The organism is Pararhizobium sp. A13 (genome assembly GCF_040126305.1).
In the GTDB taxonomy this organism is placed as follows: Bacteria; Pseudomonadota; Alphaproteobacteria; order Rhizobiales; family Rhizobiaceae; genus Pararhizobium.
This window is the reverse complement of sequence record NZ_CP149510.1, coordinates 3,864,256-3,878,714: the sequence shown is the minus strand read 5'-3', so window position 1 is coordinate 3,878,714 and position 14,459 is coordinate 3,864,256. Positions and strand designations below refer to the sequence as shown.

Annotated in this window: 13 protein-coding genes; 2 read left to right on the top strand and 11 right to left on the bottom strand. The window is 60.6% G+C overall.

Translation table 11 applies throughout. From position 1 onward, the window contains the following. Positions 1 to 15 precede the first annotated feature (15 nt). The gene (locus WI754_RS18990; protein ID WP_349437874.1) at positions 16 to 1,449 is read right to left on the bottom strand and encodes an aldehyde dehydrogenase; all 1,434 of its coding nucleotides are present in this window, start codon (positions 1,447 to 1,449) and stop codon (positions 16 to 18) included. 257 nt (positions 1,450 to 1,706) lie between these two features. Here WI754_RS18990 and WI754_RS18985 point away from each other — a divergent pair, with 257 nt between their 5' ends. Continuing rightward, complete coding sequence (locus WI754_RS18985) at positions 1,707 to 2,606, top strand: AraC family transcriptional regulator (protein ID WP_349437873.1); 900 nt, start codon at positions 1,707 to 1,709, stop codon at positions 2,604 to 2,606. A 63-nt stretch (positions 2,607 to 2,669) separates the two neighbouring features. On the opposite strand, the gene WI754_RS18980 is transcribed toward WI754_RS18985, so the two are convergent. Next, positions 2,670 to 4,457, bottom strand: a complete 1,788-nt coding sequence (locus WI754_RS18980) for an APC family permease (RefSeq protein ID WP_349434994.1) — start codon at positions 4,455 to 4,457, stop codon at positions 2,670 to 2,672. A gap of 326 nt (positions 4,458 to 4,783) precedes the next feature. Between WI754_RS18980 and WI754_RS18975 the strand changes: the two genes are divergently transcribed. Continuing rightward, positions 4,784 to 7,120 (top strand): DUF1989 domain-containing protein, encoded by a 2,337-nt coding sequence (locus WI754_RS18975; RefSeq protein ID WP_349437871.1) that lies wholly within the window; start codon positions 4,784 to 4,786, stop codon positions 7,118 to 7,120. Between the two features lie 68 nt (positions 7,121 to 7,188). Here WI754_RS18975 and WI754_RS18970 read toward each other — a convergent pair whose 3' ends face one another. From WI754_RS18970 to WI754_RS18930, 9 genes are all read right to left on the bottom strand, one after another. Next, on the bottom strand, positions 7,189 to 7,470 hold the full coding sequence (locus tag WI754_RS18970) for a type II toxin-antitoxin system RelE/ParE family toxin (protein WP_349434993.1): 282 nt from the start codon (positions 7,468 to 7,470) through the stop codon (positions 7,189 to 7,191). Continuing rightward, positions 7,463 to 7,729 carry a type II toxin-antitoxin system ParD family antitoxin gene (locus WI754_RS18965; RefSeq protein WP_349434992.1) on the bottom strand — a complete coding sequence of 89 codons (267 nt, stop codon included), beginning with the start codon at positions 7,727 to 7,729 and terminating at the stop codon, positions 7,463 to 7,465. Before WI754_RS18965 ends, WI754_RS18970 begins: the two co-directional genes overlap by 8 nt. Before the next feature lie 112 nt (positions 7,730 to 7,841). Beyond that, complete coding sequence (locus WI754_RS18960; protein ID WP_349434991.1) at positions 7,842 to 8,441, bottom strand: PAS domain-containing protein; 600 nt, start codon at positions 8,439 to 8,441, stop codon at positions 7,842 to 7,844. Positions 8,442 to 8,601: 160 nt separating this feature from the next. Continuing rightward, positions 8,602 to 9,939 carry an NAD(P)/FAD-dependent oxidoreductase gene (locus WI754_RS18955; RefSeq protein ID WP_349434990.1) on the bottom strand — a complete coding sequence of 446 codons (1,338 nt, stop codon included), beginning with the start codon at positions 9,937 to 9,939 and terminating at the stop codon, positions 8,602 to 8,604. 220 nt (positions 9,940 to 10,159) lie between these two features. Continuing rightward, on the bottom strand, positions 10,160 to 11,200 hold the full coding sequence (locus WI754_RS18950) for a DUF3445 domain-containing protein (RefSeq protein WP_349434989.1): 1,041 nt from the start codon (positions 11,198 to 11,200) through the stop codon (positions 10,160 to 10,162). Positions 11,201 to 11,218: 18 nt separating this feature from the next. Next, positions 11,219 to 12,184 carry a PDR/VanB family oxidoreductase gene (locus tag WI754_RS18945; protein ID WP_349434988.1) on the bottom strand — a complete coding sequence of 322 codons (966 nt, stop codon included), beginning with the start codon at positions 12,182 to 12,184 and terminating at the stop codon, positions 11,219 to 11,221. After that, complete coding sequence (locus WI754_RS18940; protein ID WP_349434987.1) at positions 12,181 to 12,786, bottom strand: dimethylamine monooxygenase subunit DmmA family protein; 606 nt, start codon at positions 12,784 to 12,786, stop codon at positions 12,181 to 12,183. The genes WI754_RS18945 and WI754_RS18940 overlap by 4 nt, the downstream gene beginning before the upstream one ends. A 10-nt stretch (positions 12,787 to 12,796) precedes the next feature. Beyond that, positions 12,797 to 13,930, bottom strand: coding sequence for an aminomethyltransferase family protein (locus tag WI754_RS18935; RefSeq protein WP_349434986.1), 1,134 nt, complete (start codon positions 13,928 to 13,930; stop codon positions 12,797 to 12,799). Between the two features lie 276 nt (positions 13,931 to 14,206). Next, positions 14,207 to 14,443, bottom strand: coding sequence for a DUF982 domain-containing protein (locus tag WI754_RS18930; RefSeq protein WP_349434985.1), 237 nt, complete (start codon positions 14,441 to 14,443; stop codon positions 14,207 to 14,209). Between the last annotated feature and the right edge of the window lie 16 nt (positions 14,444 to 14,459).

Below are 14,459 nucleotides of genomic sequence, written 5' to 3'. Positions count from 1 at the left end.
CATTCCTTCGGATGCCTAGATCGGATAATCCCGTTTGCCGGATGCCAAGGTGATCCAGCGCAGTTCGGTGAATTCGTCGATCGCCGCCTTGCCGCCGAAGCGGCCGTAGCCGCTCGACTTGACACCACCGAAGGGCATTTGCGGCTCGTCGGAAACGGTCGCCTCGTTGATGTGGCAGATGCCGGATTCGAGCCGCCTGGCGACGGCGAGGGCCGCGTTGATGTCGCGGCTGAAGACGGCCGACGACAGGCCATATTCATTGTCGTTGGCGACCGTCACGGCTTCATCGGTGCTGCCGACGCGGATGATGGCGGCGACCGGCCCGAAACTTTCCTCGCGATAGATGCGCATGGCCGGCGTCACATGATCGACCACGGTCGCATCCATCAGCGTGCCGTTGGCAGCGCCGCCGCAGACGAGGACCGCGCCCTTCTGCAATGCATCGTCGATCAGACCCTTTACGCGCCGGACGGCTTCGGCGTTGATCAGCGTGCCGAGCGGCGTGTTGCCATCCTGCGGGCTGCCGGCGATGAGGGTTTCGGCTTTGACCTGGAACTTGCCGACGAATTCGTCGGCGATCTCGTCCATGAGAATGATCCGCTCGGTCGACATGCAGATCTGGCCCTGGTTCATGAAGGCGCCGAAGGCGGCAGCGCGCACGGCCTCGTCGATATCGGCATCGGCAAGCACGATGAACGGTGCCTTGCCGCCGAGTTCGAGCAGGCAACGCTTCAGATGCCGGGCCGAAGATTCGGCGATGATGCGGCCGACACGCGTCGAGCCGGTGAAATTGACGCGGCGGACGGCCGGGTGGGCGATCAGCGCCTCGACAACGGCGGCCGCATCCTTCGGCGCATTGGTGACGACATTGACGACGCCGCGCGGAAAACCGGCTGCGCGCAAGACGTCGCCGATCAGGCAATGGGTCTTCGGGCAGAGTTCGGAGGCCTTGAGAACCACCGTGTTGCCGCAGGCGAGCGGCATGGCGATGGCGCGGGTGCCGAGGATGATCGGCGCATTCCACGGCGCGATGCCGACACAGACGCCGGCAGGCTGGCGGACGGCCATGGCAAGACTGCCCGGGATGCCGGAGGGGATGATTTCGCCGGTGACCTGCGTGGTCATTGCCGCGGCTTCCCGAAGGATATCGGCGCCAAGGCCGCAGTTGATCGCCGCCCACTGCGCGGTGGCGCCGGTCTCGCCGGTCATGGCGGCGATGAAATCGGGGGTGCGGGCGGTCAGGATATCGGCGGCGGCATTCAGCAGCTTGCGCCGTTCGCCGGGGCCGGTTTCCGACCAAGCGGGGAAGGCGGCGGCTGCGGCATTGGCGGCCTTTGCCATATCGGCAATCGAGCCCGCCGGGGCGATCGTCGCGACATCGCCGGTCAGCGGATCGACGCGCTCGAAGGTGGATGCATCGGATGCGTCCATCGCCTCGTCGTTGATCATGAGCTTTGCCACAAACACCGTCTTCACCCATTCGCCTGCAGGCTGCGCCTGCGTTGATCTTTAAGGGAGATGCACGCACGCAAGGGCCGGGCCGAGAAGGCCGCGCGTCCTGCATGGGTCTGTTGAGCTGCCTCCTCCCAAAGGCTGATGACGGAAGACTACGCCGATGTTTGAGGGATGGAATGTGTTTTATTGGGTTAATATTGTTATTATCTGGTATTCATGGTTTCAATTTGGTGTTCGGGAGGAAGAATGCGATGGCGACAGATGGGGGCATCCATCATCACGCGCGCGGCGAGCGGCGGGAACCGTCTTTGTCGCATCGGCGCATCCGCTTTCAAAAAGGGCTCTATGCCGATTTTCATCATTTCTTCCTTTTGACGGAGGGAGAGGCCGAGCTTGATTTCGACGATGGAGAGCATCGGCGGCTGCATGGCCCTGCCTTCGCCTTCCTGCCGCCACAGGCGCGCTGCGAAGTTTCGATCGCCGCCGGGGCTGAAGCCTATCTGATCGGCGCGTCGCCGCAGATCATCGTCGATGCGATCGGTGACAAGGTGGAATCCTATTCGCTACGCATTTTCATTGAGCAGCCGAAGCTGATCGAAGAACCGGACGCCGTGTCGGTCCATGAGATCATTCCGCTGATTTCTGGCTTCGTGCGGGAACTCAGCGATCCGTCTCGCGCTTCCTGGATGGTCGTGTCCGCCTATATGCGGCTGTTGCTGATGGCCGTTTGGCGCATATCCGGCGGGGAGAAGGCCGAGCAGCGCGGGCGCGGCGAAAGCGGCTCGATCCTGCAGAGATACCGGCAGCTGGTAGAGGTGTGGTTTCGTCAGCACCGGCCGATCCGCGACTATGCCGCGGAGCTGGGAGTCACGACCGATCGGCTTCACTCGATCTGCCAGAGGGCGCTCGGGCGCTCGCCGATCCAGCTTCTGCATGAGCGCGTGGTGCAGGAGGCGAAGCTCAGGCTGGAGCGGTCGGCCCGCAATATCCAGGAAATCTCCGACAGCCTCGGCTTTCGTGATCCGACCTATTTCAGCCATTTCATCAAGCGCAAGACCGGGCTTTCGCCGGCCGGCTATCGTGAAATCGCTCGCGCTTCGGCAGGATCGGAAAACAGCGTGCTGTCCTCGGGCTACGCCGACTGGCCCTGAGACATCATAAAAAAGGGCCGCGCACCTTTTGATGCGCGGCCTCTGGCTGTTTGCTCTGGTCGATCAGGCCGGAAGCTGGAAGTAGGCGTTTGCCGCCAGGACCACAGCCAGACCGGCAGCCAGTGCTGCGTAGGGCAGGATGCCCGCTTTCTTGACGCCCAGGTCCTGGCCGACGAGCCCTAAGTCTTCCATCGCGCCTGCCGGGAACTTGCCGCCATCACGCACATAGTGGCGATAGGCAAAGACCGGCAGGATGAGCGCGGCGAAGATGAAGCCGACCCAGAGCGCGTTGGAATAACCCCAGACCTTGGCGCCTGCGCCGAGGAAGAGCGCATTAACGAAGGCGAGAACGGTGTTGACGCCGATCAGCCAGGTCGGTGCCTTCCACGGGCGCGCGACATGCCCTGAATCCATGCGGTGGATCCAGCCGGCATTGAGGTTGAGGAAGTTGAAGATGATGTAGCCGACATTGGAGACGGCGAGCACGAAGAAATAGCCGGCCACGTCGGATGCGATGGCAAGCAGGATGAGGTTGAAGGCGAAATCGGTCCACATGGCGCGGGTGGGCGCGCCGTGCTCGTTGACGTGGTCGAGATATTTCGGCAGCCAGCCGTCCTTAGCGCCCTGATAAAGCGTCCGCGACGAACCGGCCATCGCCGTCATGATCGCGAGGAACAGCGCCATGATCATCAGGATGACGAGGATCTGCGTGACGATCTTGCCCCCGTGAACGAGGTTGCCGAGCGCTTCGGCTACGCCCGTACCATCGACGATGCCGGGTGCGAGCATGCCCGCATGGCCGAGAACGCCCTGGAACGTGAAGGGTATGAGGAAGAAGAACAGGCAGCACAGGAGACCGGAATAGAAGATCGCCTTGAAGGTATCCGTCTTCGGGTTCTTCAGTTCACGGGTGTAGCAGACGGCCGTCTCGAACCCGTAGGTCGACCATGCGGCGATATAGAGACCGCCGAGGAACAGCGTCCAGCCGCCATTGCTCCAGATACCATCGAGGCCGGAATAGGCCGCCGTCGGGGGGATCAGGCCGGTGACGTTGGCACTGTCGATCTGTCCGGAGAAGATTGGGTAGAGGCCGATGACCAGCAAAGGCAGGAGGACGATGATGGCGAGCCATTTCTGGACGCTTGCCGTTCCCTGGATGCCGCGATGCTGGATCGCGAAGATCACCAGCATCAGGATGCCGCCGATGACGAAGGTGGCGTTCAGGTTTGCCGTGGCAAGGAACGGGATGTCGAAGGTGGCGAGCGACCAGGTGCGGATCGCAGGCGTCAGCGCAGTGACGGCATCGGTCGACAGAAGGGCCGAAATGGCGTCCTGCGGTGTCTTGCCGGCATTGGCTGCAAGCCACTCGGCGACGCGCGGGCTATCGGCGGTCAGCGTTGCCATATTGGCATTGATCCATTCCATGACGGCCGGGGCGTCGGCGCCGGGGATGGGGAATAGGGCGTTCAGGATATAGCCGGCGGCGATGGCGCAGCCGAGCGACAGAACCGGCGACCAGGCGAACCAGTTGCACCAGACCGACAGTGGCGCGATGAATTTCGAATAGCGCAGCCAGGCCGTTGCCCCGTAGATCGACGCGCCGCCGGACTTGTTGCCGAACATCCCGGCGATTTCGGCATAGGTGAAGGATTGCAGGAACCCCATCACCATCGAAATGATCCAGACGACGAAGGCGAGCTTGCCCGTCGTGCCGGCGATGCCGCCGATGGAGAAAAGCACGAGCGGGGGGACGCCGGCGGCGACCCAGAATGCTCCTTTCCAATCCAGCGCGCGAATCAGCCCGGTGCCCGAGGCAGCGGCTGATCCCTCGGTCTCAACAATAGATGCCATGAACAGTCTCCTCGACCAGTTTTGTCTTAGCGCGTATGTCGCGCGTCCCCTGAATTGATGGTTTTCGCTTCGGTCTTTGCCGTTGGGCGGAGCCTGCATTCCGCAGTGTCGCCACCCGGTTCCCGTCTTGTTTTTTCGACCCAAGCTTATCCTCATAGTGAATTTTTTTTCCTCTGGGTCAAGTCTCTCTTTACTTTCCAAGATCTCCCGTAGGATAGTTTGGCCATATTGCCGGTGCATAAAGCGGCGCTTTAAGACTGCCGAAACGACTGTGCCATCGGGTGGGAGCTGAGATGACCAATTCCGGACGATTTGCAGGCGCGCTCATGCCGCCGCGGCCCAGTACGATTCTAAGGCCGGGTATTCCGGCGCTGCCCGCTGGCGTCGAGCGGTACCGCGTCAAGGGGCGAGGCACGACGGTCGTCAAGGTGGCTCCCGGTGACCGGATTACCGTCAACGATGTCGAAGGCGGTCAGCTCTGCGAGGTCAGCTTTGTCGATGGAAAGGGCCGGTTCAACGCGGCCGGTCTCGGGGTTGGTTTTTCGCGGCCGGCAGTTGGCCTTCAGGATATCCTTGCCAGAGACGGCGACAGCGCCAAGCGGACGTTGAGCGCATTGAAACGGCGCAATGTCGATCCTGCCGGAGCGCAGGCGCTCGTGCTTTTCGGCGAAAGCTCGTCGCCGGGCGCCTCGGCAGAATTGACGATCATGCTCGACGGGCTGCTGATTGTCTCGGCACCAGCGCCGGCGATGGATGCGGAACTGCAGAATACAGCGACAGCGCTTGAACTGCGCGTCGCACGCGCCAATGTTGAACGAAGCTATGAGGAACTGCTGCCCGAGCCGATGGCCGATCCGGTGCAGGATTTGCGCGTCCGTGCTGCTACGGCCTCGGCCTATTTCGTAAGAGCGGGCGAATTCATCCAGATTATTGACGTCAGCGGCCGGCAATGCACGGACTTTCAGGCTTTTTCCGCCCGCAAGGTGGACAAGGGGCTTGATCTGGCGCTGGACGCGACGGTGACGCGCACGCTGCTGGGACGCAGCTATCCGACGCCGGGGCTGCCTTCCAAGGCGTTCGATCGCGATTTCGAGCCTCTGGTGGAGATCGTGCAGGATACGGTCGGGCGTCATGATGCTTTCGCGACTGCGTGCAATTCGCGCTATTACGACGACATGGGCTACCCTGGCCATGTCAATTGCACCGACAATTTCAACCATGCGCTCAAGCCCTATGGCATTGCTCCGCGCAAGGGCTGGGAAGCGCTCAATTATTTCTACAACACCAACATCGACCACCAGAACCAGCTCTATCTCGACGAGCCATGGTCACGGCCGGGCGATTACGTGCTGATGCGGGCGCTGACCGATCTCGTCTGCGTCTCGTCGTCCTGCCCGGACGACATCGACGCTGCGAATGGCTGGGATCCGACGGATATCCATGTCCGCACCTATTCAGACAAAGAGAAATTCTCGCGCGCAATCGCCATCCGAATGACCCCTGATGCAGAGCCCGAAATGACCCAGGAAACAGCCTTTCATCCGCGCTTCTCGGCGCTGACCCGCAACCACGCCGAATATCGCGGCTACTGGCTGCCGAACCGTTTCAACAATGACGGGCCGATCGAGGAATACTGGGCCTGCCGCGAGAAGGCGGTGGTCATGGACCTGTCGCCGCTCCGGAAATTCGAGGTGACGGGGCCGGATGCCGAGGCGCTGCTGCAATACTGCGTCACCCGCGACATCCGCAAGCTGTCGCAGGGGCAGGTGGTCTATACGGCCATGTGCTACGAGAACGGCGGCATGATAGACGACGGCACGGTCTTTCGGCTGGGGCAGAACAATTTCCGCTGGATCGGCGGCGACGACGTCAGTGGCATCTGGCTGCGCGAGCAGGCCGAGAAGAAGGGCTTCAAGGCCTGGGTGCGCTCGTCCACCGACCAGATGCATAATCTTGCCGTGCAAGGGCCGAAGAGCCGCGAGATCATCAGGGAGATCATCTGGACCGCACCGTCGCAGCCCTCGATCGGTGAACTCGAATGGTTCCGCTTCGCCGTTGGCCGGATCGGGCATTTCGAAGGCGCACCTGTCGTAGTTTCGCGCACGGGTTACACCGGCGAACTCGGCTACGAAATCTTCTGTCATCCGAAGGATGCGCTCGCCGTGTTCGATGCGGTCTGGGAGGCGGGCCAAAAACATGGGCTGAAGCCGATGGGACTGGAGGCGCTCGACATGGTGCGCATCGAGGCCGGCCTTGTGTTTGCGCACTATGATTTTTCCGACCAGACCGATCCCTTCGAAGCGGGCATCGGCTTCACCGTGCCGCTGAAATCGAAGACTGAGGATTTCATCGGCCGCGACGCGCTGATCAAGCGCAAGGAGAACCCACGCTACAAGCTGGTCGGGCTCGATATCGATGCTAACGAGGCTGTCGGTCATGGTGATACGGTGCATATCGGCCGGGCGCAGGTCGGCGTCGTCACCAGTTCGACCCGCTCGCCGCTCCTCAAGAGGACGATCGCACTGGCGCGGATGGATGTGCTGCATTCGCCCGTCGGTACCGAGGTTGAGATCGGCAAGCTGGATGGGCAGCAGAAGCGGTTGCCGGCGCAGATCGTGCCGTTTGCGCATTACGATCCGGAGAAGATGAAGCCGCGGTCGTGAGGTTGGCGATCGCTGGCCGCTGATAAACTCGGCCAGCTGATCCTACCGCTGGAATGTCCGTCAGAGTTTCAGCAGGCGAACACTTCGCGCAGGAACGACTGCGAGGATTGTGACGGTGTGTTCGGTTTCCTCGTACAAATAATGTGGCTTTGATGCTCGTGCCGCTGAACGCCTTCGCCAATCGCCGGGGCAAGCCGGCCCATCTGCGGACTGGACGCGATCAACTGAAAACAGTGTTCAAGTTCATCCTTGTAGCGGCGAGCCTGAGTTAGACTGAACATTTCGATGCCGTCCAGAAACACGATCAGCAAATCGCCTTCGGCACGCCTCGTTAGCGTGTAGTTAGTCACGCACCACGCCCCTTGCATTCGCGATGCGTTCGGCATTCTGGAAAATCTGGTCCAGTCTTTGCTTGCCAGAGCCACTGGATCGGGATTCCGTAACGATCTGCCGCAGTTCTTCTATCGTCAATTCCTGATCGCGGCGGGATCGATCGCGTCGCACGAGATCACGTACATCGTCGCTTGTGCTCGCGTATTCGCCCTTGCTGATTTGGGCTTCGATCCATTCTTTCATTGGGTCTGGCAGGGATATGGTCATTGTTGCCATGTTGAAACTCCTTTCGAGCATCCTCTCATGGCTAAGAATAAATCACAAAAATTCCTATTCCGGCCATCTCAAAATTCTCGACAACACCACCCGAGCGCTGACCGCGAAACCCTTAGCTCGAGCTGCGCTGGGCCGTGGCGATTTCCCGGGCGACAGTCTCGGAATCATTGGCAAGGGTGCGCATCTCCGAGGCGAGAACGGCAAAGCCGGCACCTGCCGTTCCGGCGCGTGCAGCCTCGATGCCGGCGTTGACGGCAAGCAGTTTCAGGTAGCGCAGCGAGTGCAGGATCTCGGCCGTCCGCGAGGCGGTCGCGCGCATGTCGGCGGTCTGCTCGTCGATGCGCTGGTAGAGCGATTCGATGTTGACGATGCTGCCTTCGAGAAAGAGCAGTTCGCCGTCATTGCCCCAGACGCCACCGCCGGTTTCCGTGACCCAGAGATAGTGGCCCTTGTTGTGGCGGATGCGGTATTCCAGCGTCCAGTCGGTGCGGCTTTCCAGTGCCTTGCCGACAACCTCGTCCATCATAGGCACGTCGTCCTCGCACATGATCGAGGTGAAGGTGCGGACGCGGTTGCCGACGATCTCGTCGACCGGATAACCGAATATGCGCTGCATGCCGTCGGTCATGTCCAGCATCGTATAATGCTCGTCTGCTCGGCACCGATAGAGGAAGCCGTTCATGCGGCCAAGTACACTGCTGAGAAAGTCCATGTCGGGCCCGCATGATTGCTGGAGGGTGAATTGGAAGAGTGTTGATGCTGATGGATAATATTCCGTTACGCTTTGACATTTGTTTCAGAATGCGAAGATATATTCTGAAGGTCAGAGCGCTGACCTTCAGAATTTTCTGTATTGGCTGCTACTGCCGATATCAGTTCTTAAGATAGACTTCGAGCGTATCGTCGAGTGCTTCGAGCCAGGGCGTATGGTGTTTCGGCGCCATGTTGCCGGTCATCAGCGAGCGGTAGGCATGGTCGCGGAAGCCCATGATGTTTTCGGCCTTGTGGTGTTCCCATTCCATGAAAGTCTGGTTGGTGCCTTCGACATCGAACTTGGGGTAGTCTGTGTCTTCCAGAAGCTCCAGCACATAGTCGCCCTGGAACCAGATCATCTGCTCGGCGTCCTCCAGCTTTTCCTCGCGAGCGCGCCATTTGTTGAAATGCGCCTTCATTTCTTCCGGTCCGGGCAGTTCGATGCGCCCCATGATCACGTCGCGTGCCCACCAGGCCTGCGCGTCGAACATGTTGAAGGTGTAGAACTGGTCCTGCATGCCGATATACATCAGCTGCGGGTTGTCCTCGTAGACGACGCCCTTGTAGAGGCTGTCGGACCACAGGCGGTTGGCGGTCTTCAGGCGCAGGTCGTCGGGCAGGAAGGGGAAGTGGTGCAGATAGCCGGTGCACAGAATCAGTGCATCGACTTCCTTGGTCGAGCCGTCGGCGAAATGGGCGGTCTTGTTGACCAGCTTTTGCAAGAGTGGACGCTCTTCGAAACGCTCCGGCCATTTGAAGCCCATCGGCTTGGAGCGGTAGCTCGTGGTCACCGATCTCGCGCCGTATTTCCAGCACTGCGAGCCGATGTCCTCGGCCGAATAGCTGCGGCCGACGATCAGCACGTCCTTGTCCTTGAATTCCAGCGCATCGCGGAAGTCATGGGCATGCATGACGCGACCGTTGAAGGTTTTCACGCCCTCGAAATAGGGAACGTTCGGGGTCGAGAAGTGGCCCGAGGCGACGACGACGTAGTCGAATTCCTCGTCATACATCCGGTCTTCGACGCGGTCGTGAGCCGTGACCGTGAATTTCTTCGTGGTTTCATCGAAGCGGACCATGCGCACCGGGGTCGAGAAGCGCACCCATTTGCGTACATCGGCTTTTTCGACGCGGCCCTTGATGTAGTCCCAAAGCACCGCGCGGGGCGGATAGGAGGCGATCGGCTTGCCGAAATGCTCCTCGAAGGAATAGTCGGCGAACTCCAGGCATTCCTTGGGCCCGTTCGACCAGAGATAGCGGTACATGCTGCCGTGGACGGGTTCGCCATATTCGTCGAGGCCGGTGCGCCACGTGTAGTTCCACAGGCCGCCCCAGTCAGCCTGTTTTTCGAAGCAGACCACTTCGGGGATGTCAGCGCCCTTCTGGGCCGCCGACTGGAAGGCTCTCAATTGAGCAAGGCCCGAGGGCCCCGCGCCGATCACGGCTACTCTGGTCATATCTTTCAGTTCCCTCTTCAATTTTTCGTATTTGCAATGTTGGTGGAGAAGAACCCTCCCAACCCTCCCCACAAAAGGGAGGGCTTAACCCGTTGGACCCTTCTGCCATCAAGTTCCGGCGACGCTATTTCCTGGAGGCTGCTGGAAAGAATTGCGAGGATGCAGGGGAAGAGGTCGCTCCCTCCCCTTGCGGGGAGGGGTGGGGAGGGGCTTACGCACTTCAATCCGGAAAAATACCGGGGCTGGTTGGTGATCCATCGTCGTATGTCGAAAGCCAGTCCAGCATGATCGGCCGGTTGCGTGTCAGCCCCTTGTAGTCGACGATCTCGGGGGGCAGGCTTTTCAGCACACGTGGTAGCCGTCGGCCCCATTTCGGCACGGTCACCAGTTCGTTAAAGCTGATGAGATAGCAGCGGATGACGAAGAGGATGGCGTTGGAGCGCGGCAGGCGCCAGAGGCTCTGCAGTTCGACGCGCAGATGCATCTTCTCGCCGACATTCTCGGGCGTGACGGTCGTGCGGTCCGGTCCCCATTTGTGGTAGTTTTCCGGGCTGGTGTCGAGGCGCGGATTGACCGTCATCGTCCAGTTCAGGCGCCGCGTCGGCTTGCCTTGTTGCAGGTTCAAGAGAAATTTCAGCGCCCGGTCGAAGACGCCGATCTGGTGGGCGAGTGGCACGGGGCCGTGCCATTCCATGAAATTCATGCCGATGTCGAAATCGAGCGACCAGTCGGCCTGCGTGGTGACCATGCCGGCATCCATCCAGAGATTGTTGTCGCGCTGGTCGACGATGCAGAAGTCGCCCTGCGCCTGACGCGTAATATATTCCATCGGCGGATAGGGCAGAGTGGAAGGATCGCCGAAGGTAAAGGTGTCGTCGATCCCCATCGGCCGGTTGATCCAGTGCCAGCGGTCGCCGTTCTTTGTGAGCGTGAAATGCTCGGGGTAGTCCTGTGCCTGATGTTCCATCAGGAGTTCCAGCGTATCCCATTGCGCCGCCATCATGTGCGGCAGGGCCTGGCAACGCAGCGGGTCTTCCTTCAGCACCAGCGCCCTGTCGTGCATCTCGGCGACGTAATGTTCGTCGACGTCGATCTGGTTTTCGAAAACGCTGTCTTTTTTGCCCCGGACATGCGGTTCCATGTTGACCGAATACATGTACTCGTCGCGGTCGAAGGGGAAGGGAAAGCGCCTGATGTTGTAGAGGCTGTTGCGGAAGGTGAAGTCGTCGCGGAACGTCTCGTTCCTGAACGTGATGGTCATCTTTCCGGCTCTCCGGTGCTAGAGTTGAAGAACGAGTTGCTGGCCTTTGAAACGCGATACGCAGATCATGATTTTCTTGCCGGACGCCCTTTCCTCGTCCGACAGGTAGATATCGTTGTGTTGCAGTGTGCCGTCGCACGAGAGCACTTCGGTTTCGCATTGGCCGCAGGCGCCGCCGCGACACATGTAGGGGGCGTCGCAACCATGGGCTTCGGCCGCCTCGAGGATGCTTTGATGCTCGCCGACCGTCATGTGAATGTTGGACGCCTCGAGGAAGACCTGGAAGGGCAGGCCGGCGGGTGGCGCGAGGAAGCGCTCCGAATGCAGGTTTTCCTTCGGCCATCCGGCTTTAAGCGCCGTTAGCAAAACGCCGTCGATCATGCCGGCCGGGCCGCAGACATAGAGATGCGTGCCGAGCGGCTGGTTCTCGGCGATCTCGGCGACGGGAATGAAGGTCTTTTCCTCGTCGACATAGATCTTGATCCGGCGCGGGCCGTAGCGGTCGAGCAGCTGTTGCCAATAGGCGCCGTGCGAGCGCGATCGGATGGCGTAGTGCAACTCAAAGGCGACATTGTCGCGGCTGAACTGCTCCATCATGGCGATGAACGGGGTGATGCCGATGCCGCCGGCAAACAGGATGTGCTTGCGGCCGCGATGATCGGCGGCAAACAGGTTGACCGGCTGGCTGACGGTCAGCTGATCGCCGGGCCGGACCTGCTCGTGCATGAAGACCGAGCCGCCGCGCGAGTTGGGGACCCTGAGCACGCTGATTTCGTAGCCGCTGTTGTCGTCGGGGTTGGACATCAGCGAATAGGGGTTGCGCCGCAACAGGCCGTTGTCGTTCATCGAGACGACAACATGGGCGCCGCCGGAGAAGAACGGCATGGGGTGGCCGTCCATCCGCTCGAAGCGGAAGCGTTTTACAAGGTCGGTCACCTGCGTTACCGCCGCGACCCTGACGGGCATATCCGTATTCAAGCTCACGGGAACATCTCCTCAGGCGCTGGGGCGGTACCCGGTTCTTCCGCATCGATGTTGACGCCCTGGAAGGCGCCGAGGCGTCTCGAATAATGATCGCGCACCAGCAGCGGCAGGCCGCAATGGGTGCAGGCAAAGGGGCTCGTCGTCACATTGTCGGTGATGCCCTTGCAGTGCACGCACTGCACGCGCCGCGCCGTCGAGCCGCGATGTTCGGTGTGGATCGAGTGGTAGTCGATGCCGTATTCCATCGCCACCTGCATGATCTGGCCGATGAAGCCCTCGGTGCCGGCGATGTAAAGCCGGGTTCCCATCCGCGCGAGATCGAGACAGGCGCGCAGGCGAAACAGAAGCGGCTGGAGTGTCGGCGCCTGCCAGAAAATATCGGGCGAGAGCGCCGAAAGCTTTGTGTCATAGGCTTTCGGAGCGGCACCTGCCGCCAGATAAAGGATTTCCGACTTTGCCAGGAACTCCTTGCCCTTGGCCTCGACCTGATCGGCAAGAGCCGCGGCCCCTTCGCCCTCGAGGACGAAGAGGTGGCGTTTGGCGTGGGGATCGATGTCGAGCCCCTTGTATTCCGGTCTGCTTTTGATCCCTGCTACGAGCATGCCGATCTCCTCAGCCCTGCGCCGTTCGCTTCTTCTTTTCCGGATCGTCGAAGGTGATCGTGTGAGCGATCGCCGGTGCGTTGACGGTCTTGCCCTTCACCTCGAGCTTGGCGCCCTGGACGGCATAGGGCACGTCGACCCGCATGATCGCCATCGACCGGTTGGTGAGCTTGGAATAGGACGGGCAGGTGATGACGCCGACCTTTTTGTCGTCTGCCCAGACCTCGTCGCCAAGGTCGGTCGGACCGTCGGCATCGACCAGCAGGCCGAAGATCTTGAAGCGTTCCTTGCCTTTCAGGCGGGCATGTTCCTCGGCGCCGCGGAAGCCGGTCTTGCCGGGGCTGACGGTGAAATCCAGCCCAAGTTCCCACAGGCTGTCGCCGGGCTGCTCGTTGGCAAATGGATACATCTGAGAATTGTCGTAGGGATAGAACAGCAGGTAGCTCTCGACGCGCAGCATGTCGAGAACGCTGAAGCAGACGGGAATAATGCCCATCGCCTTGCCTTCATCGACGATGCGGTCCCAGACCATGCCGGCATCCTGGCCGCGCACGAAGATTTCGTAGCCACGCTCGCCGGTGTAGCCAGTGCGCGAGATCATCACCGGCGCGCCGAACAGCGTCGTCTGCATGTGATGGAAATATTTGAGGTCGCGGATGCCCGGCACGTATTTTTCGAGATAGTCGACGGCAAGCGGCCCCTGCAATGACAGGTCGTGCAGGTCGTCATCGAAGAGAACGGCGCAGTTGCGGCCTTGCGCCTGCTTGACGATTTCCTCGAAGCCGGAGCCCGAACCGTGCACCAGCATCCAGGCGTTCGGGCCAGTGCGGTAGACGATGCAGTCGTCGGTGAAATGGCCGCGATCGTTGAGCATGCAGGCATAGACCGACTTGCCGGGATAGATCTTGGTCATGTCGCGGGTGGTGATGTATTCGAGCACGGCGATTGCGTGCGGGCCGACAAGGTGGACCTTCTTCAGGCCCGACACATCCATGATGCCGGCCGTGGTGCGAACGGCGATGTGTTCCTCGTAGATGTCCTTGTCGTAGGTCCAGGCGGTTCCCATGCCGCTCCAGTCCTCAAGCTTCGACCCCAACGCCCGATGCCGGTCTGCCAGGGCGGAAAAACGCCAGCTCAATGCCATGATTTGTTCCCTCGATATTTCACTCTGTGGAAATAATTATTCCTGAGTATATTCGCGTTTTTCCGAACGGCAAGCCCGGCAAGCGGATTTCTCAAGGGAAAATGCGGTCTCGCGAATGGGCGAAGTGGGGGGCGCTTTTCAATCGCAACAAGCGGTACTGCCGGTATTCAACGCGGCATTTAAGGCTGTTTCAAGCCGTAAATGCCGCGTGCCGGCCGAAATAAAAAATGTCCGAACAGCGGTCCGGGCATGATTCAACCGAAATGATTTCAGGAATCAGGCAAGCAAGCCTTCTTCCCGCACCGCTGCGGTGAAGGAGGCCCGGGCCTTCTTCGGACTGCGAATGCCGTCGAGGGCATCAAGGCAATGCTGCAAAGCGCGGCGATATGCAAGGCTGCGCCTCGCCGGCCAGCGGCGAAGAAATTCGACGGCGTCCCAGGCGGTGGCGATGATGTTTTCCTGATGGTGCTTGACGATCACTCTGACGGGGGTGGGAAAGCGTTTGTCGCTCACGGTCGTCCTCATGCTG